The organism is Saccharothrix sp. NRRL B-16314 (genome assembly GCF_000716595.1).
Classification (GTDB): Bacteria; Actinomycetota; Actinomycetes; order Mycobacteriales; family Pseudonocardiaceae; genus Actinosynnema.
In genome coordinates this window covers 155,084-172,981 of record NZ_JNXC01000003.1, presented here as the reverse complement: position 1 = coordinate 172,981, position 17,898 = coordinate 155,084, and the positions used below count along the sequence as shown (strand labels likewise).

Below are 17,898 nucleotides of genomic sequence, written 5' to 3'. Positions count from 1 at the left end.
CTACCAGAGGTCCCCGTCACGCCAGTCGCAGGTGAGGTCCCCGGTCAGGTCGAGCGGCACGACCGGCAGGACGAACACCCCGTCGTCCTCCTCCTCGGTCCGCTCGGTCCCGACGGGCGTCAGCGCGAACGTCCTGCCCCGCCACCGCTGCCACCCGCGCGCCGCGTAGAACTCCAACGCGTCCTCCGACGCGCTGAGAGCGCCGATGTCGTACGCGCCCCGCACGACGTCCTCCAGGGCCGCCATCACCACCCCGCCGACGCCCTGACGGCGCCGGTCCGCCCGCACCGCGACGCCCTCCACGTAACCGGCCCGCAGCGCCCGGCCCGCGTGCAGCAGCCGGCGCTGCACGACCGCGCCGTGGCCGATCAGCTCGTCGCCGTCCCGGACCAGGGCGTGCACGCCGCCGAGGGTGTGCTCCCAGTCCTCCGCGCCGAAATCGCCGTCGAACGCCTCGTCGAGCAGTTTCCGGACGGCGACGATCGCGGACTCGGGCAACTGCCAGGTGTGGACCACCGAAACTTGTGACACGGTTCACACCTTAATCCCGTCACCACCACGCCTTCCGTCTCGCTCCCCCCTTGACGAAAGGACGGGAACAATGACAGAGCACATCGTGGTGGTCGGAGCGGGTTACGCGGGATTGGCCGCGGCCAAGCTGGCCGCGAAGTGGACCGATTCCCGCGTCACCCTGGTCAACGCGCGGGACCGGTTCGTGGAGCGGATCAGGCTCCACCAGTTCGCCACCGGGCAGTCGTTGCGCGACCTGCCGCTCGCCGACCTCGTGAAGGGCACCGGCGTCGAGCTGGTGGTGGACCGCGTGACCGACATCGACCCCGACGCCCGCAAGCTCCAGCTCACCGACCGGATGCTGTCCTACGACCGGCTGATCTACGCCGTCGGCAGCGAGGCGAACCTGGACGGCGTCCCCGGCGCCGCCGAACACGCGCACGCGGTGTCCACCCTGGAAGACGCCCAGCGGCTGGCCGCGGCCCTCGGGAACGCGCGCACGGTCGCCGTCACCGGCGGTGGGCTGACCGGGATCGAGACCGCCGCCGAACTGGCCGAGTCGCGCCCGGACCTGGACGTCCTGCTGGTCACCGGGGGCGGTCTCGGCCAGTCCTTCTCGGAGAAGGGCAGGCAGCACCTGCGCCGGACGTTCGACCGGCTGGGCGTCCGGGTGCGCGACCACGCGAACGTCGGTGAGGTCCGCCCCGACGGCTTGGTGCTCGACGGCGGTGAGCGGATCGCCGCCGACGCGGTCGTGTGGACGGCGGGCTTCCGCGTGCCGGACCTGGCGGCGCGGGCCGGGTTCGCGGTCGACGACCACGGCCGGATGGTGGTGGACCGGACCCTCACGTCGACCTCCCACCCGGACGTCATGGGCATCGGCGACGCCGCCGCGATCAAGCGGTCGGACGGGCTGGAACTCCGGATGGCGTGCGCGACCGGTCTGCCGACGGCGCAGAAGGCCCTGCGGGGCCTGGCGAAGCGGCTCGACGGCGAGCAGCCGGCCCCGATCGACTTCCGGTACGTCCAGCAGTGCGTCAGCCTGGGCCGCCGGGACGGGCTGATCCAGTTCGTCAACGCCGACGACAGCCCCAAGGAGAGCGTCCTCACCGGCCGGAAGGCGGCGTTCTACAAGGAACTCGTGTGCCGCGCCACGCTCGTGTTCGAGCGCCACCCGACCCTGCCGACGGGCTGAACCGTCACGGCTCGAAGCGGTAGCCCATCCCCGGCTCGGTCACCAGGTGCCGGGGATGCGCGGGCTCCGGCTCCAGCTTGCGCCGCAGCTGGGCCAGGTACACCCGCAGGTAGTGGGTCTCCTTCTCGTACGCCGGACCCCACACGTCCTGGAGCAGCTGCTTCTGCGCCACCAGCCGGCCCCGGTTGCGGGCCAGGATCTCCAGCAGGCCCCACTCGGTCGGCGTCAGGTGCACCTCGGCGCCGTCCCGCCGCACCTTCTTCGCCGCCAGGTCCACGGTGAACGACGCCGTCTCCACGACCGCGTCCTCACCCTCCACGACCGCCGAGCGGCGCACCGCGGCCCGCAGCCGGGCCAGCAGCTCGTCCATCCCGAACGGCTTCGTCACGTAGTCGTCGGCGCCCGCGTCCAGCGCCTGCACCTTGTCCGCGGAGTCGACCCGCGCGGACAGCACGATGATCGGCACGGTGGTCCAGCCGCGCAGGCCCGTGATCACGGCGGTGCCGTCCACGTCGGGCAGGCCCAGGTCGAGCACGACCACGTCCGGCTTGCCCTCGGCCGCCACTTCGAGCGCCGTCGTGCCGTCGTGCGCGGTCAGGACCGAGTAGCCGCGGGCCGACAGGTTGATCCGCAACGTCCGCACGATCTGCGGCTCGTCATCGACCACCAGCACCTTTGTCACGCTGAGACACTACGCCCGGAACGGGCGGCGACACCGCGGTCGACTACGTTCGGCGAACTTCCTGACGTTCCCTTGACGCGCAGCCGAACACCTTTTAGCCGTTCTGCCGGACTCCTCTCCGCATCCATGCGGAAAGCGTGAGTACATCCGGGTGCGAATGAATCCATGCACTGGACAGCTGTACTGCGATAGTGCGAATGTCTCGTCCGAATTCGGACACTTGCTCACTCACAGTGAGCCACGAGGAGGTCTGATGACCACCAGCCTGACCAATCAGGACGCGTTACAACTCGTGGTCGCCGTGCACCGGCTGATCCGGAGCCTGCGCCAGTCCTCGTCCGTTCGGCGGCTCCAGCCCACGCAACTGCTGGTGCTCGCGGAACTCGCGTCGAAGGGACCGATGCGGATCGGCGAGATCGCGGTGCGCGCGCTGTGCTCGCAGCCGACGGCGACCACGGTGGTCACGGGCCTCGAATCCGGTGGGTTGGTGCGCCGCGAATCCGATCCCGCCGACGGGCGGGCCACCATCGTCGAGCTGACCGTCCTCGGGCGGGACACCGTCCTATCATTGGCGCACGGCGAGGCGGAGTTGTTGTCGGAGAGGCTTTCCCGGCTGTCCGCGGAGGAGCGGGAAGCGCTCAGATGCGCCACCCCGTTGTTACGCAGACTCGCCGACCCGGCGCCGCGGTGACCCCACCCCGCGACGGATCAGCCGCGCACGGCCACCGCTGCCCGATCAGTTCGGCGGGGGCGCGGTTGGCAGCGCGGGCACGAGTACGACGAGCGGTTCATGAAGGGCTCGCGCCTGATCGGCGTCCCGCACCGCCGGCACGGCTCGTCCTCCTGCCCGTACACGGCCAGCGCCCGGTCGAAGTAGCCCGACTGGCCGTTCACGTTGACGTAGAGCGCGTCGAACGACGTGCCGCCCTGCCCCAGCGCCTCGTGCATCACTTGGGTGGCGTGCTCCAGCAGCTCGGCGGCCTTGGGCCTGGTCAGCCGGTCCGCCGGACGCAGTCCGTGCAGCCTGGCCCGCCACAGCGCCTCGTCCGCGTAGATGTTCCCGATGCCGGACACCAGCGTCTGGTCGAGCAGCGCACGCTTGATCTCGGTGCGCCGCCGCCGCAACGCCGCCACGGCCGCGTCCGGGTCGAACACCGGGTCCATCGGATCACGCGCGATGTGCGCCACCGGCTGCGGCAGCCAGGTCCCGTCGACCTCCACGAGGTCGGCCAACGCCAGGCCACCGAACGTGCGCTGGTCGACGAACCGCAGTTCAGGGCCGTCGTCGGTGAACCGGACCCGCACCCGCAGGTGCTTCTCGTCCGGCGCGTCCCCGGGCTGGACCAGCATCTGGCCGCTCATACCCAGGTGCGCGAGCACCGCTTCGCCACCCGAGAGGTCGATCCACAGGTACTTGCCGCGCCGGCGGGCGGCTTCGAGGCGCTGACCGGTCAAGCGCACGGCGAAATCCGCCGCACCGGGTAGGTGGCGGCGGATTGCGCGCGGGTGCAGGACGTCGACCGAAGCGACCGTCCTTCCGGCCACGTGCTCGTGCAGACCTCGGCGGACTACTTCTACCTCGGGCAACTCGGGCACGGCCGGGTGATCAGTCCTCGGTCTCGTGCTCGGCGGCCTCGACCTCGGCGCGCTCCAGCTCTTCGAGCATCTCGTAAGCGGCGGCCTGCGGCTTGGTCGGCTTGAGCATCCAGCCGCCCGCCTGGGCGGTGTCGCGCACGAGGACCAGGCCCTGGATGCCGCCGTTGCGGCTGGCGTTCAGCGGGCGGGACGAGCGCGCGTGGTGCGCGCGCCGGTTCGTCCGGACGTTCGTGGCATACATTTCGGCGTCAGTCTTCCTGAGTAGGTGAAGCCTGAGGTAAAGCCTGGGGTGAAGTCTGGTTGCCCGCCGAGTCGGGTGCGTGGCCGTTCCCGGACGCGCTGAGCTCCTGCTCCGCGCGTACCCGTTCGTGCAGCACCCGGTAGGCGGCCTCGGCCGCCTTCTGCTCGGCTTCCTTCTTCGTCCGCCCATCGCCGGTGCCGTAGGCCTGGCCACCGACGTGCACCGTTGCGGTGAACTCCTTGCGGTGGTCAGGACCCTGGTCGTCGACCCGGTACTCGGGCACGCCCAGGCCGGCCGAGGCGGTCAGCTCTTGCAGACTGGTCTTCCAGTCCAGCCCGGCGCCACGCAGCGGCGCTTCCGCCAGCAGCGGGTCGAACAGGTGGTGGACCAGTTGACGCGCGGTCTCTATGCCGAATTGCAGGTACACCGCGCCGATGACGGCTTCGAGGCCGTCCGCGAGGATGCTCGCCTTGTCCCTGCCGCCGGTCAGCTCCTCGCCACGACCGAGCAGGAGGTGCCCGCCCAACCCGTCGTCACCCAACCCACGGGCCACACCGGCCAGGGCGTGCATGTTGACCACGCTCGCGCGGAGCTTGGCCAACTGCCCCTCGGGCAGGTCCGGGTGGGTCAGGTACAGGTGGTCGGTGACGACGAGGCCGAGCACCGCGTCGCCGAGGAATTCCAGTCGCTCGTTCGGCGGCAGACCGCCGTTCTCGTACGCGTACGACCGGTGTGTGAGCGCGAGCGTCAGCAGCTCGGCGTCCAAGGGGACGCCGAGCGCTTCGATCAACGGGGCGCGGTCGGCGGACCGACCGCGCGACGACCTACCCCCCACGATTCGCCGCTACCTTCGCCAGAGGGGTGATCAGGCCGGCTGGACGACCTGGCGGCCGTCGTACTGGCCACAGGTCGGGCAGGCGATGTGCTGCGGCTTCGGCTGGCGGCAGGCCCGGTTCTGGCAAGCCACCAGGTGCACGGCACTGGTCTTCCACTGAGCGCGGCGCGAGCGCGTGTTCGAGCGCGACATCTTCCGCTTCGGGACGGCCACGACTAGTTCTCCTCTGGATTGTCACGATTCCCGTCGAACCGCTCTTGCAACGCGGCCCAACGGGGGTCAATCGTCTCATGCCCGTGATCGGGGCCGAGATCAGCCAGCTTGCCGCCGCAGTCGACGCACAGCCCGAGGCAGTCCGGCGAGCAGAGCGGCACCTGCGGCAGCGCGAGCACGATGGCGTCGCGCACCACGGGTTCGAGGTCGAGGAGGTCGTCGTGCAGACGGCTGACCTCGCCCTCTTCGGTGGTCTCGTCGGTGGTGCTGTCCGGGTACGCGTACAGCTCGGTCAGCTCCACCTCGACCTGCTCCGACAGCGGCTCCAGGCAGCGCGAGCACTCCCCTTCGACCTCCGTCGCGGCCGTGCCCGTCACGAGCACGCCTTCGACCACCGACTCCAGCAGGAGGTCGAGTTCGACGTTGCCACCCGACGGCACCTCGATCACGCCCGCGAGGCCGAGGCCTTCGGCGGGCACCGTCCTGCGCAGACCGCGGCTGGAGCCCGCACGACGCCCGAGGTCCCTGGTGTCGATGACCCAGGGCCCGGTCGCTGTGGGACGCGCGGAGGCGTGACGATGCTCAGACATGATGTTTGGTGTGCGATCGGGGACTTACCACGACCAGCCGGTCAAGGGTACGGGACAACCGGCGTCGACGTGAAATCGGCAGGTGGAACGTAGTTCGGTCGGGTCTCACTTGGTCCTAATCGCGGTAGTCGAACGGTGCGGCAGCGCTCGCGACGGCCGGGCCGCGCAGGTGCGAACGGCCCTTCCCGACGCTGCGCAGGGTGTGCGCGAGCAGGTCCTCGAAGTCGGCCAGCTTGCCGTCCACGTACGCGTCGCACTCGCCGCGCAGCCGGATGGCCTCCGTCTGGGCGGCCTCCAGCACGCGAGCGGACTCGGCGTGCGCGGCCTGCACGACCTCGGTCCGGTCGACCAGGCGCACCTGCTCCGCCCGGCCCTCCTCGATCGCGCGCTCGTAGTTGGCCCGGCCCGCCTGGACCATGCGGTCCGCCTCGGCGTGGGCGCGGCCCACCAGGTCCTCGTACTCCTGCCGGCCCGCGGAGACCGTGCGCTGCGCCTGGTCCTCGGCCTCGGCCACCATCCGCTCGGCACGCGCGCGCGCCTCGGACAGCATCCGCTCGGCCTCGTGCTGCGCCTCGGCGACCATCCGCTCGGCGTCGGACCGGGCCTTGCTCAGGGCCTGGTCCGCGTCGTGCTGGGCCTTGCCGACCAGCTCGTCGCGGTGGTCCAGCACGTCCTGGGCGTCGTCCAGCTCGGCCGGGATGGCGTCGCGCACGTCGTCGAGGAGTTCGAGCACGTCACCGCGCGGCACGACGCACCCGGAGGTCATCGGCACGCCACGCGCTTCCTCGACGATCGTGACCAGCTCGTCGAGGGCCTCGAACACCCGGTACACGTCTCACTCCTCGCGCCCACAGCAGTACCCGTCCCAGTGTGCCCTGCCGATCTCGTCGCCGCCGGGAGATCGGCAGGGCGTGTCCGACTACCGGGTGATGTCCACGAGGACGAAGCTCGCGTAGTGGTCCGGCGTGTAGAAGTACAGCTTCGGGGGCGCGTTGCCGGTCACGATCCGCCGCGCGCCGCGCGTGGAGATGCCCGGCGTCTTGACCGTGTACTCCTTGTAGTAGCCGGTGTAGCAGGCCGGGAGGATGCCCTCGCGGTTGTAGAAGGTCTGGTTGTCCTGCGAATACGGGTACGGCCCGCCGCGCTGGACGAGGCGGACGGTGTCGGTCGCCTGGGTCGGCAGGCTGGACAGGGCGACCTCGCGGAAGGCCGACGTGTCGCCGCAGGCGGCCTGCGCCACCCCGATCGACTCGGCGGCGAGAGCCGGGCTGGAGGTGGTGGAAGCGCCCGTGAGGACCAGGAGCAGGGAGAGCAGCACCTTCACGGTGCGCGATGTGATCTCGCTCATGCTCTCGAACGTAACCACGCAGGGTGACAGAAGAACGGGTTACCGGTTAACCCGGTGTGACCGGTCAGCGACTCTCGGCGAGGCGGGCCATGAGCCGGTCCTTGATGGTCGGCGGCAGCAGGCTGGTGACGTCGCCGCCGTACGTGGCCACGTCCTTGACCAGGGAGCTGGCCAGGTAGCTGTAGATGGGGTTCGTCGGCATGAACAGCGTCTCGACCCCGGTGAGCTGGTAGTTCATCTGCGCCATCTGCAGCTCGTAGTCGTAGTCGCTGACCGCGCGCAGGCCCTTCACGCTGACCTGGATGTCGTTCTCGCGGCAGTAGTCGACCAGCAGGCCGTACCAGGAGTCGACCCGCACGTTGGGCCACTGCGCGGTCACGTCGCGCAGCATCTCGGTGCGCTCCTCGACCGAGAAGAGCGTCTTCTTGTTCTTGTTGATCATCACGGCGACGACTACCTCGTCGAAGAGCTTCGAGGCTCTGCCGATGATGTCCAGGTGTCCGTTGGTGGCCGGGTCGTAGGAGCCGGGGCACACGGCACGCGTCATGGTTTCGGACGGTAGCACCCGATCGGACGCATCCACTCAGGTGCGTGGTCCGCATCACCCGGAGGCGTCACCGTGTTCGGCCCAGTGCAGCGCGGTGTCGCCATATCGCTTGCTGCGCAAGGATTCCAGTGGACTTGGCCACGTCGGTTCGGGACTCCGGGCGTCCCGTTCCACGATGATCAGCGAGCCCGGTTTCGTCCAACCGTTGGTGACCAGCGCTTCGAGCACCCGGTCGAGCTGCCGGTCGGTCACCGCGTAGGGCGGATCGGCGAAGATCACATCGCACGGGTCGTCCGCCGCCACGGCCACGACGGCCTCGGAAGTGCGGTTGAGGACCGTCGCTCCGGGCAGCGCGACCGACCGGGCGTTCGCCTTCAAGACTTCGGAAGCCCGCTTGTCCGACTCCACGAACGTGGCCCGAGCCGCGCCCCGGGACAGCGCCTCGAACCCGAGCGCCCCCGTCCCCGCGTAGAGGTCGAGCACGGTGGCGCCGTCCAGGTCGACCCACGCTTCGAGGGAGCTGAACAACGCCTCCCGCACGCGGTCGGAAGTAGGACGGGTGCCGCGTGGGGGCACTTGCAGCTTCCGGCCACCCGCGGCGCCCGCGACGATCCTGGTCACCCGGTCATCGTCTCACCGCCCGGGGCTCACCCGAGCGCCTGCCACCACCCGTCGACCGCCGGTGGCTGGTCGACGTCGATCCGCTCACCCGGCCGCGGCACCGCGAGCGGGACGTCGGACGCCTTGGCCTCCCGCCACACCCGGTCCACGGGCTCGGACCAGTCGTGGAACGCGAGGTTGAAGGTCGCCCAGTGCACCGGGATCAGCAGGCCGCCCTGGACGTCCCGGTGCGCGGCCACTCCTTCTTCCGGCGTCATGTGGATGTCGGGCCACCCCGGCCCGTACGCGCCGATCTGGATCAGGGAGGCGTCGAACGGCCCGTGCTCCTCACCGATCCGCTTGTAGCCGTCGAAGTAGCCCGTGTCGCCGCTGTAGTACACCCGGTGCCGTGGCCCCTTCACGACCCACGACGCCCACAGCGTGTTGTCCCGCTTGAAGCCCCGACCGGAGAAGTGCTGCGCGGCGGTCGCGACGAGGGTGACGCCCGCCACCTCGTGCGACTCGTCCCAGTCCAGCTCCACGATCCGGTGCTCGGGCACCTTCCACCGCCGCAGGTGCGCGCCGATGCCCAGCGGAACCACGAAGACCGCGTCCTGGTCCCGGGTCAACGCCCGCACCGTCGGCAGGTCCAGGTGGTCGTAGTGGTCGTGCGAGATGACCACCGCGTCGACCTGCCCCACCTCGTCCAGCTGGTGGGGTACCGGGTGCAGCCGGCGAGGACCGACCACTGGGGACGGTGAGCACCGGTCGCTCCACACCGGATCGACCAGGACGCGCGCGCCGTCGATCTCGATCAGCGCCGACGCGTGCCCGTACCAGGTGATGTGCAGCCCGTCCGGCGTCCCCGCGACCGGCGGCACCAACGGCACCGAACCCACCGGGTGCCTCTGCTGACCCCCGAACAACAACTCGCGGAACGTCCCGGCCGCGCCCTCCGGCATCGTCCGGGTCGGCGAATCGTTGTGGAACTTCCCGTCCCGGTACCGAGGCGACCGCAGCACCCGCGCACCACCGGGCTTCCCACCCATCGCCGAGGGCACGTCACGCGCCGCCCAGGCGACGGCCCCGGCCGTGAGAGCGAGCAGTCCAGCGGTCACCTTGTTCATGAAGCGTCCAACGACCGACCGAACACCCCTGTTCCCACCACGCCCACGCACAGCGGACCCGCCGGTGACCGACGAGGCTTGATCTGACATGGGTTCGGGTGCCATGGGCTGGTCGAAGCCGGGCAGGCTTGGCGGACGCTCTTCCCGCCATTCCTGCCCGGCTTCGGCCTGCCTGGGGTGCCCGTAAGGGCCCCGTGTCACATCAAGCCGGACCGAGGAACCACGCCCCCCTCCAGCCCCACTCTCACTCCAACACCACCAGCAGATCCCCACCCTCGACCTGCGCCACACCCCGCACAGCCAGCCGCTTGACCCGCCCAGCCTTGGGCGCCGTGATAGCGGCCTCCATCTTCATCGCCTCGATGGTCGCGATCGTCTGACCGACCTCGACCACGTCGTCCTCGGCCACGCTGGGCGTGACCACCCCGGCGAACGGCGCCGCGACGTGACCCGGGTTGGTCCGGTCCGCCTTCTCCGCCACCGGCACCTCGGCCGCGATCGACCGGTCCCGCACCTGGATGGGCCGCAGCTGCCCGTTCAACGTGGCCATCACGGTCCGGATGCCGCGCTCGTCCGCCTCGCCGATCGCTTCGAGCCCGATCAGCAGCCGCACGCCGGGTTCGAGGTCGACCTGGTACTCCTCACCGGGCTTCAACCCGTAGAAGAAGTCCTTGCTGCCCAGCACACTCGTGTCCCCGTAGGCATCGCGGTGCGCCTGGAACTCCCTGGTCGGCGCGGGGAACAACAGCCGGTTCAACGTCGCCCGCCGGTCGTCCTCCAACCCCTTCAGGTCCGCGTCGTCCAGCTCCGCGACGCCCTTGGGCGCCGCACGCCCCTGCAACGCCTTGCTCCGGAACGGCTCCGGCCACCCACCGGGCGGGTCGCCCAGCTCACCGTGCAGGAACCCGATCACCGAAGCCGGGATGTCGAACCTCCCGGGATCGGCCTCGAAGTCGGACGGCGAGACCCCCGCCCCGACGAGGTGCAGCGCCAGGTCGCCGACGACCTTGGACGAGGGCGTCACCTTCACCAGCCGCCCGAGCATCCGGTCGGCCGCCGCGTACATGGCCTCGATCTCCTCGAACTTCTGCCCGAGCCCGAGCGCGACCGCCTGGGTGCGCAGGTTCGACAGCTGCCCGCCGGGGATCTCGTGCGAGTACACCCGCCCGGTCGGCCCGGGAATCCCGGACTCGAACGGCGCGTACACCTTCCGCACCGACTCCCAGTACGGCTCCAGGTCGCAGACCGCCCGCAGGTCCAGCCCGGTGGCGCGGTCGGTGTAGTCGGTCGCCGCCACGATCGCCGACAGCGGCGGCTGCGACGTGGTGCCCGCCATCGACGCCACCGCGCCGTCCACCGCGTCCACGCCGGCCTGGATCGCCGCGAGGTACGTCGCCAGCTGCCCACCCGCCGTGTCGTGGGTGTGCAGGTGCACCGGCAGGTCGAACTCCTTGCGCAACGCGCTCACCAGCCGCGCCGCCGCCGGAGGCCGCAGCAGACCCGCCATGTCCTTCACCGCGAGCACGTGCGCACCCGCGCCGACGATCTGCTCGGCCAGCTTCAGGTAGTAGTCGAGCGTGTAGAGCCGCTCGTCCGGGTTCGACAGGTCCGACGTGTAGCAGAGGCACACCTCCGCCACCGCCGTGCCGGTCTCCCGGACGGCCTCGATCGCCGGGCGCATCTGCTCCACGTCGTTGAGCGCGTCGAAGATCCGGAAGATGTCGATACCGGTCTTCGTCGCCTCTTCGACGAACGCGCTGGTCACAGCCTCGGGGTAGGGCGTGTACCCGACCGTGTTGCGACCGCGCAGCAACATCTGGAGCGTGATGTTGGGAACGGCCTCGCGCAGCGCGGCGAGCCGCTCCCACGGGTCTTCGGCGAGGAAGCGCAGCGCCACGTCGTACGTGGCACCGCCCCACGCCTCCAACGACAGCAACTGCGGCGCCATGCGGGCCACGTGCGGCGCGATGGCGAGCAGGTCCTTGGTGCGCACCCGCGTGGCCAGCAACGACTGGTGCGCGTCCCGGAACGTGGTGTCCGTGACGGCCAGCGCCTTGCTCTCCCGCAGCCACCGGGCGAAGCCCTCCGGACCCAGCTCGATCAGCTTCTGCCTCGACCCGGGCTGCGGCTCGGCGTTCAGGTCGACCGCCGGCAGCTTCACCTTCGGGTCCACGACGGACGGACGCGGCCCGTTGGGCTTGTTCACCGTCACGTCGGCCAGGTAGGTGAGCATGCGCGTGCCGCGGTCGGCGGAGTGCCGGGCGGTCAGCAGGTGCGGGCGCTTCTCGATGAACGAGGTGGTGACGCGGCCCTCGTAGAAGTCCGGGTCGTCCAGCACCGCCTGGAGGAACGGGATGTTCGTGGACACGCCGCGGATGCGGAACTCGGCCACCGCGCGACGGGCGCGGGCGACCGCGGCGGAGAACGTCCGGCCTCGGCAGGTCAGCTTGACCAGCATCGAGTCGAAGTGCGCGCCGATCGCCGTGCCCGCGCCGGTGGTGCCGCCGTCGAGCCGGATGCCGGAGCCGCCGGGCGAGCGGTAGGCGCTGATCATGCCGATGTCCGGGCGGAAACCGTTCGCCGGGTCCTCGGTCGTGATGCGGCACTGGAGGGCCGCGCCGCGCAGCTGCACGGTGTCCTGGCTCAGGCCGAGGTCGTCCAGGGACTCGCCGCCCGCGATGCGCATCTGCGACTGCACGAGGTCCACGTCCGTCACCTCTTCGGTGACGGTGTGCTCGACCTGGATGCGCGGGTTCATCTCGATGAAGACGTAGTTGCCGCGGGGGTCGAGCAGGAACTCGACGGTGCCCGCGTTGCGGTAGCCGATGTGCCGGGCGAACTTGACCGCGTCGTTGCACATCCGCTCGCGCAGTTCCGGGTCGAGGTTCGGCGCGGGCGCGATCTCGATGACCTTCTGGTGCCGGCGCTGCACCGAGCAGTCCCGCTCGAACAGGTGCATCACGTTGCCCTCGCCGTCGGCGAGGATCTGCACCTCGATGTGCCGCGGCTCGATCACGGCCTGCTCGAGGAACACCGTCGGGTCGCCGAACGCGGATTCGGCCTCGCGCGACGCGGCTTCCAGGGCCTCGCGCAGCGCGCTGCGCTCCTCGACGCGCCGCATACCGCGACCGCCACCGCCCGCGACCGCCTTGACGAAGACGGGGAACGTGATGTCGTCGGCGGCCTGGAGCAGGGCGTCGATATCGCTGGACGGCTCGCTGGACCTGAGCACCGGCAGGCCGGCTTCACGGGCCGCGGCGATGGCGCGGGCCTTGTTGCCGGTCAGTTCGAGCACGTCCGAGGGCGGGCCGACGAACGTGATGCCCGCTTCGGCGCAGGCCTTGGCCAGCTCGGGGTTCTCCGACAGGAAGCCGTAGCCGGGGTAGACCGCGTCGGCGCCCGCCTTCCGGGCCGCTTTGATGATCTCGGCGACGGACAGGTAGGCCCGGACGGGGTGGCCGGGCTCACCGATCTCGTACGACTCGTCGGCCTTCAGCCTGTGCAGGGAGTTGCGGTCCTCGTGGGGGAAGACGGCAACCGTGCCGGCGCCCAGTTCGTAGGCGGCGCGAAAGGCCCGGATCGCGATCTCGCCGCGGTTGGCGACAAGAACCTTGCGGAACATGCGGCGTTCCCTCCCGGTTACTCGGCGAGCCCTGCCCGGCAGCGCCTTACTGGCACCGCCGTGGCAGGACTCGAGGAATCAAGGCACGTTACCGTGCGCTTCCCGCCCCTCGGGAGTTCCATCTCACGTGACGGACGTCATCGTGATCGGTAACTCTCCCGGCAAGACGGGTGCGACCGGGGACATGCCCCGGGATTCTCCCTTGCCCGGCCGGCGTGCGCAGCCCCCGACACGGGCCGCTGCTTCACATCCCCGTACCTCACCGCCCGCCGATCGTCGTTCACCCCACACGTTGGATGACCGACTCGTTACGGTGTGTTCGCTGCATCGGGTGACTACCGCAGGCGACTTCTCGGTAGGGTTGGCCCATGGCCGGGGCTGAAGGGACTGGGCAGCCTGCTGCCCGCACCCATTTCGACGTCGTTCTGCGCGGGTACAACCAGCGCCAGGTGAACGAGCGGGTGACGCGACTCGAATTCGACCTCAAGCACTCGAACCGGGCGCGGGAGGCGGCGTCGGCCCAGGTCGCGGAACTGAGCAAGCTCCTCGGCACCACGCGCGCCGAACTGGACAAGGTGAAGTCCCAGCTGAGCAAGCTGGCCACCAGCCCGACCAGCGCCTCGAACGTCACCGATCGCGTCCGGGTGATGATGACGCTGGCCGAGGAGGAGATCGCCGACATCCGCAAGGCCGCCCTGGACCAGGCGAACGCCACCCGCGCCGAGGCCGCGCGCGACGCGTCCGAGGGCAAGGCGATGCACCAGCGGGCGATGGGCGACCTCGAGGAGCGGCGCCGTCAGCTGGAGGCCTCCCACCAGCAGCGGGCGAAGGAGCTGGAGCGGCTGCACGAGGAGCGCCGCGCCGAGCTGGAGAAGTCGCACGAGGAGTTGCGGGCCAAGCTGAACGCCGAGCACGAGACGCTGCTGGCCGAGGTCCGCGCCGACCACGAGCGGCTGACCGCGGACTTCGAGACGAGGACGGCGGCGCTGGAGGCGAAGCGCGTCGAGCTGGAGCAGAAGTACAAGGGCTACCACGACGACCTCGACAAGGAGTACGACGAGCTGCGCACGAAGCTCCGCAAGGAGCACGAAGTGCACGTCGTCGAGGCCAAGGCGGAGGCCGTGAAGCTCCGCGAGGCCGCGCGCGCCGAGACTGAGGAGTTGCGCGCCGAGTCGGCGAAGCAGATCGCCGAGCTGGAGGCCGAGGCGCTGGCCAAGGCCGAGCAGTCGGTGGCCGAGGCGAAGGCCGCCGCGGAGCGGACGATCACCGAGGCGGACGCCTACGCCGACCGCCGCACGACGGCGGCGGACGCGCGGCTGGCCGAGCTGCGGCGCGTGCGCCAGGCGTTGAGCGTGCAGTTCGCCGCGGCGCAGGAAGCGGTGTCCCAGGCGGTCGCCACCCTCGGTCCGCTGGACGAGGAGTCGGACTTCGACTCCGACCCGAAGGACGCCGACCCGAAGGACGCCGACCCGACCGCTCCCGCTTCAGCGGACACCGGACCAGCGGACTCCGGGCCAGCGGACACCACCCCGGCGGACGCCAACCCGGCGGGCATCGACCCGCCGACCGTGACGACCACCAAGGTCGAACCCGCGAACCGGTCCGAGCAGACGACCACCCAGCTGCCCATCCCCAAGTCGACCAAGCGCCCGAAGTAGCCAGGGCTCGCCCTGCCGGGACACCCGCCCTGTTGGGACACCCGCCCTGCCGGGACACTCGCTCTACTGGGGCAGCTGATCCGCCGGCACGACCTCGCCCTGGTCCGGCACGGTGATCCGGACCGGCTCGCCCCAGTCGCGGAACCGGGTGGCGGACTGCTTGACCACCTTGCCGTCCAGCTCGAACCGGTACTCGACCCGGACCGGCGCACTGGTGTCGTCCACCCACACCGACGCGGCGATCTTCACCCCGTACTCGGCCAGTTGCGTGTGCTGCAACTGCGTGTCCTGGTCCTCGATGACCTTCGCCATCTTCAGCGGGTCGACCACCAGGTCGAACCGGGTCGCCGGCACGCCATCCACCTGCTCCGACCTCTTGCCCACGATCAACGCGGCCCGCGGCTGCACGTAGTCCAGCTCGGCGCCGACGGTGGCGCTGGGCCCGAAGCCGCGCAGCAACGCCGTCACCTCGCCGCCCGCCGCCGTCGGGTAGAAGCCCCACTTCTTGCCCGCCGGCATCGGCGCGCCCTCGACCTGCACGTACGTGCCGTCCCGGACGACGACCAGCGCGATCTTCTTGGGCTGCCCGCCGGTCGACACGTCCATCGTCATCGACCCGGTCAGCCCGTCGGCGTCCTGCCGGACCACGCCGTCCACCACGTTGCGCACCTCGGTGGCCTGCCCGTCGGACGCGAAACCCTCGGTGTGGAACGTCGCGGTGCCCAGCTCGGCCCGCCGCTGCCCGATCTTCTCGGCGAGCACCGCCAGGTCACCCTTGGGCGGCGAAGACGTGGTGGGAGCCGGATCACCGGCCGGGCCGGCCGTGCAGGCGACCAGCGCCAGCGGGACCAGGGCAAGCAGGAAACGGCGCACGAGTCAGGTTACCCAGACCGCCTCGGCGCGCCCTGACGGCGTTCCCGCGGACGGCCGACTCAGGCCTTCTCCAGGTACTCCGCCCGCTCGTCGTCCAGCAGCCCGGCCACCAACCCCGCCAGGCCGGGGTGCGCGGCCAGCTCCGGATCGGCCTCCACGACCTCCTGCGCCACCACCCGGGCCTCCGCGATCACGTCCTCGTCCCGCAGCAGCGACAGCATCTTCAACCCCGACCGCCGCCCGGACTGCGCCGCACCGAGGATGTCGCCCTCACGCCGCAACTCCAGGTCGAGCTGCGCCAGCTCGAACCCGTCCAGAGTGGACTCCACCGCCCGCAGCCGCTCCATCGTGGACGTGCCGTCCGGCATCTCCGTCACGAGCAGGCAAAGGCCGGGCGCGCTCCCCCGCCCGACCCGACCGCGCAGCTGGTGCAGCTGGCTGACCCCGAACCGGTCCGCGTCCATGATCACCATCACGGTGGCGTTCGGCACGTTCACGCCGACCTCCACCACCGTCGTGGCGACCAGCACCTGCACCTCGTTCGCCGCGAACGCCCGCATCACGGCGTCCTTGTCCTCGGGCGCCATCCGCCCGTGCAGGATGTCGATCCGCAACCCCCGCAACGGCCCTTCGGCCAGCCGGTTCGCCACGTCCACCACCGCCAGGGGCGGCCGGCGGTCCGCCGCGCCGTCCTTCCCCGGGTCGTCCTTCGGCGGCTCCGCGTCGTCCTCCGACTCACCGTCCCCGATGCGCGGGCACACCACGTACACCTGGTGGCCCTTGCGGACCTCCTCGTGGATCCGCTGCCAGGCCCGGTCCAGCCAGCCCGGCTTCGCCGCGACCGGCACCACGGACGTGCTGATCGGCGACCGGCCCTGCGGCAGCTCGCGCAGCGCGGACACCTCCAGGTCGCCGTACACGGTCATCGCCACCGTGCGCGGGATCGGCGTGGCCGTCATCACCAGCACGTGCGGCGTCGACCCGCCGGCACGCCCGCTCAACGCGGCCCGCTGCTCGACGCCGAACCGGTGCTGCTCGTCGACCACGACGAACCCGAGGTCGGCGAACTCGACCTTGTCCTGGATCAACGCGTGCGTGCCGACCACGATCCCGGCCTCACCGGACACGATCTCCAGCATCGCCCGCTTCCGCGCCGCCGCGCCCATCGACCCGGTCAGCAGCGTCACCCTCGTCGCGTGCTCGGCACCGCCCAGCTCACCGGCCTGCCCTAGGTCACCCAGCAACTCGCGCAACGACCGCGCGTGCTGCGCCGCCAGCACCTCCGTCGGCGCGAGCATCGCCGCCTGCCGCCCGGCGTCGACGACCTGCAACATCGCCCGCAGCGCCACGATCGTCTTGCCCGACCCCACCTCCCCTTGCAGGAGCCGGTTCATCGGGTGCTCGCCGGACAGGTCGTGGACGATCTGGTCGCCGACCTCGCGCTGCCCCGCCGTCAGCTCGAACGGCAGCCTGGCTTCGAACGCGTCCCGCACGAGACCGGCCCGAGGCGGGCACGCGGGCGCGGGGCGCGCCGTGGCCGACCGGCGGCGCTGCGCCAGCGTCAGCTGCACCGCCATCGCCTCGTCCCACTTCAACCGCTGCTGGGCGACCGTGATCGCGGCCCAGCCGTCCGGCCGGTGGATGTCCCGCAGCGCCTGCTCCAGCGGGATCAGCCCGCGGGCGGCGCGCAACGACTCCGGCAACGGGTCCTCGTCCACGCCGTCCCACAGCGCGAGCACCTGCTCCACGCAGTTGGACACGTTCCACGACTGGATGCCCTGCGCCGCCGGGTAGACCGGGATGAACGCGCCCGCGAAGTCCGCCGCCGCGACGTCCGCCCCGTCGAGCACCTGGTAGTCCGGGTGGGCGAGCTGGAGCTTGCCGTTGAACATGCCGACCTTGCCCGCGAACATCGCCTCGCGCCCCGGCAGCAGTTCGCGCTCGACCTTCCGCGAGCCGCGCCCGAAGAACACCAGGTGCAGGTCGCTGGTGCCGTCCGTGATCACGGCTTCGAGCAGCTCACCGCTGCGCGACTTCATCCGCCGCTGCCGCGCGCTCTTCACCCGCGCCTGCACGGTCACGTGCTCGCCGAGCTCCAGCCCGGCGATCTCGGTCAGCTTCCCGCGCTCGTCGTACCGGCGCGGGTAGTGGCGCAGCAGCTCACCGACCGTGGTCAGGCCGAGGCCGGCCTCCAGCGCGTCGGCGCTCTTCTTGCCGAGCACCGACACCAGCTTGTCGTCGAAGGTCGTCATCCCGGCCCA

General features: G+C 70.9%; 18 protein-coding genes. 3 read left to right on the top strand and 15 right to left on the bottom strand.

What is annotated here, in order from left to right:
• The gene (locus tag OQ02_RS07825; RefSeq protein WP_033437603.1) at positions 1-531 is read right to left on the bottom strand and encodes a GNAT family N-acetyltransferase; all 531 of its coding nucleotides are present in this window, start codon (positions 529-531) and stop codon (positions 1-3) included.
• Between the two features lie 70 nt (positions 532-601).
• Between OQ02_RS07825 and OQ02_RS07820 the strand changes: the two genes are divergently transcribed.
• Positions 602-1,705 carry an NAD(P)/FAD-dependent oxidoreductase gene (locus tag OQ02_RS07820; RefSeq protein ID WP_051772029.1) on the top strand — a complete coding sequence of 368 codons (1,104 nt, stop codon included), beginning with the start codon at positions 602-604 and terminating at the stop codon, positions 1,703-1,705.
• Positions 1,706-1,709: 4 nt separating this feature from the next.
• On the opposite strand, the gene OQ02_RS07815 is transcribed toward OQ02_RS07820, so the two are convergent.
• On the bottom strand, positions 1,710-2,387 hold the full coding sequence (locus OQ02_RS07815; RefSeq protein ID WP_033437602.1) for a response regulator: 678 nt from the start codon (positions 2,385-2,387) through the stop codon (positions 1,710-1,712).
• Between the two features lie 253 nt (positions 2,388-2,640).
• On the opposite strand from OQ02_RS07815, the gene OQ02_RS07810 reads away from it, so the two are divergent.
• Positions 2,641-3,078: a MarR family winged helix-turn-helix transcriptional regulator gene (locus OQ02_RS07810; RefSeq protein WP_033437601.1), complete on the top strand. Its 438-nt coding sequence runs from the start codon at positions 2,641-2,643 to the stop codon at positions 3,076-3,078.
• A 17-nt stretch (positions 3,079-3,095) separates the two neighbouring features.
• On the opposite strand, the gene mutM is transcribed toward OQ02_RS07810, so the two are convergent.
• The 11 genes from mutM to OQ02_RS07755 all read right to left on the bottom strand — a co-directional run bounded on the left by mutM (position 3,096) and on the right by OQ02_RS07755 (position 13,106).
• On the bottom strand, positions 3,096-3,983 hold the full coding sequence (gene mutM / locus OQ02_RS07805; RefSeq protein WP_033437600.1) for a bifunctional DNA-formamidopyrimidine glycosylase/DNA-(apurinic or apyrimidinic site) lyase: 888 nt from the start codon (positions 3,981-3,983) through the stop codon (positions 3,096-3,098).
• A gap of 10 nt (positions 3,984-3,993) precedes the next feature.
• Entirely contained in the window at positions 3,994-4,224 is a 231-nt protein-coding gene (locus tag OQ02_RS07800) for a hypothetical protein (protein WP_033437599.1), read from the bottom strand.
• Between the two features lie 7 nt (positions 4,225-4,231).
• Positions 4,232-5,059 (bottom strand): ribonuclease III, encoded by an 828-nt coding sequence (gene rnc, locus OQ02_RS07795; RefSeq protein WP_051772028.1) that lies wholly within the window; start codon positions 5,057-5,059, stop codon positions 4,232-4,234.
• A gap of 30 nt (positions 5,060-5,089) precedes the next feature.
• Positions 5,090-5,272 carry a 50S ribosomal protein L32 gene (gene rpmF, locus OQ02_RS07790; RefSeq protein WP_033437598.1) on the bottom strand — a complete coding sequence of 61 codons (183 nt, stop codon included), beginning with the start codon at positions 5,270-5,272 and terminating at the stop codon, positions 5,090-5,092.
• 2 nt (positions 5,273-5,274) lie between these two features.
• Positions 5,275-5,862, bottom strand: a complete 588-nt coding sequence (locus OQ02_RS07785) for a YceD family protein (RefSeq protein WP_033437597.1) — start codon at positions 5,860-5,862, stop codon at positions 5,275-5,277.
• Positions 5,863-5,977: 115 nt separating this feature from the next.
• Positions 5,978-6,694, bottom strand: coding sequence for a DivIVA domain-containing protein (locus OQ02_RS07780; protein ID WP_033437596.1), 717 nt, complete (start codon positions 6,692-6,694; stop codon positions 5,978-5,980).
• A gap of 87 nt (positions 6,695-6,781) precedes the next feature.
• A complete protein-coding gene (locus OQ02_RS07775; RefSeq protein WP_033437595.1) occupies positions 6,782-7,210 on the bottom strand; it encodes a ribonuclease domain-containing protein in 429 nt (142 codons plus the stop codon).
• A gap of 64 nt (positions 7,211-7,274) precedes the next feature.
• Positions 7,275-7,757 carry a pantetheine-phosphate adenylyltransferase gene (gene coaD, locus OQ02_RS07770; protein WP_033437594.1) on the bottom strand — a complete coding sequence of 161 codons (483 nt, stop codon included), beginning with the start codon at positions 7,755-7,757 and terminating at the stop codon, positions 7,275-7,277.
• Positions 7,758-7,811: 54 nt separating this feature from the next.
• Positions 7,812-8,378 (bottom strand): 16S rRNA (guanine(966)-N(2))-methyltransferase RsmD, encoded by a 567-nt coding sequence (rsmD, locus tag OQ02_RS07765; protein WP_033437593.1) that lies wholly within the window; start codon positions 8,376-8,378, stop codon positions 7,812-7,814.
• 26 nt (positions 8,379-8,404) lie between these two features.
• Positions 8,405-9,484, bottom strand: a complete 1,080-nt coding sequence (locus tag OQ02_RS07760) for an MBL fold metallo-hydrolase (RefSeq protein WP_033437592.1) — start codon at positions 9,482-9,484, stop codon at positions 8,405-8,407.
• A 244-nt stretch (positions 9,485-9,728) separates the two neighbouring features.
• Complete coding sequence (locus tag OQ02_RS07755) at positions 9,729-13,106, bottom strand: pyruvate carboxylase (protein ID WP_033437591.1); 3,378 nt, start codon at positions 13,104-13,106, stop codon at positions 9,729-9,731.
• A gap of 368 nt (positions 13,107-13,474) precedes the next feature.
• On the opposite strand from OQ02_RS07755, the gene OQ02_RS07750 reads away from it, so the two are divergent.
• Positions 13,475-14,764 carry a hypothetical protein gene (locus tag OQ02_RS07750; protein ID WP_197043241.1) on the top strand — a complete coding sequence of 430 codons (1,290 nt, stop codon included), beginning with the start codon at positions 13,475-13,477 and terminating at the stop codon, positions 14,762-14,764.
• Positions 14,765-14,827: 63 nt separating this feature from the next.
• Here the strand turns inward: OQ02_RS07750 and OQ02_RS07745 are convergent, their stop codons facing one another.
• The gene (locus OQ02_RS07745; RefSeq protein ID WP_033437590.1) at positions 14,828-15,637 is read right to left on the bottom strand and encodes a hypothetical protein; all 810 of its coding nucleotides are present in this window, start codon (positions 15,635-15,637) and stop codon (positions 14,828-14,830) included.
• A 59-nt stretch (positions 15,638-15,696) separates the two neighbouring features.
• The gene (recG, locus tag OQ02_RS07740; protein WP_033437589.1) at positions 15,697-17,889 is read right to left on the bottom strand and encodes an ATP-dependent DNA helicase RecG; all 2,193 of its coding nucleotides are present in this window, start codon (positions 17,887-17,889) and stop codon (positions 15,697-15,699) included.
• Positions 17,890-17,898 lie beyond the last annotated feature (9 nt).

Coding starts and splice junctions, on each gene's coding strand:
- OQ02_RS07820 (WP_051772029.1), top strand. CDS start 602: ATGACAGAGCACATCGTGGTGGTCGGAGCGGGTTACGCGGGATTGGCC.
- OQ02_RS07810 (WP_033437601.1), top strand. CDS start 2,641: ATGACCACCAGCCTGACCAATCAGGACGCGTTACAACTCGTGGTCGCC.
- OQ02_RS07800 (WP_033437599.1), bottom strand. CDS start 4,224: ATGTATGCCACGAACGTCCGGACGAACCGGCGCGCGCACCACGCGCGC.
- OQ02_RS07785 (WP_033437597.1), bottom strand. CDS start 5,862: ATGTCTGAGCATCGTCACGCCTCCGCGCGTCCCACAGCGACCGGGCCC.
- OQ02_RS07775 (WP_033437595.1), bottom strand. CDS start 7,210: ATGAGCGAGATCACATCGCGCACCGTGAAGGTGCTGCTCTCCCTGCTC.
- coaD (WP_033437594.1), bottom strand. CDS start 7,757: ATGACGCGTGCCGTGTGCCCCGGCTCCTACGACCCGGCCACCAACGGA.
- OQ02_RS07760 (WP_033437592.1), bottom strand. CDS start 9,484: ATGAACAAGGTGACCGCTGGACTGCTCGCTCTCACGGCCGGGGCCGTC.
- OQ02_RS07755 (WP_033437591.1), bottom strand. CDS start 13,106: ATGTTCCGCAAGGTTCTTGTCGCCAACCGCGGCGAGATCGCGATCCGG.
- OQ02_RS07750 (WP_197043241.1), top strand. CDS start 13,475: ATGGCCGGGGCTGAAGGGACTGGGCAGCCTGCTGCCCGCACCCATTTC.
- recG (WP_033437589.1), bottom strand. CDS start 17,889: ATGACGACCTTCGACGACAAGCTGGTGTCGGTGCTCGGCAAGAAGAGC.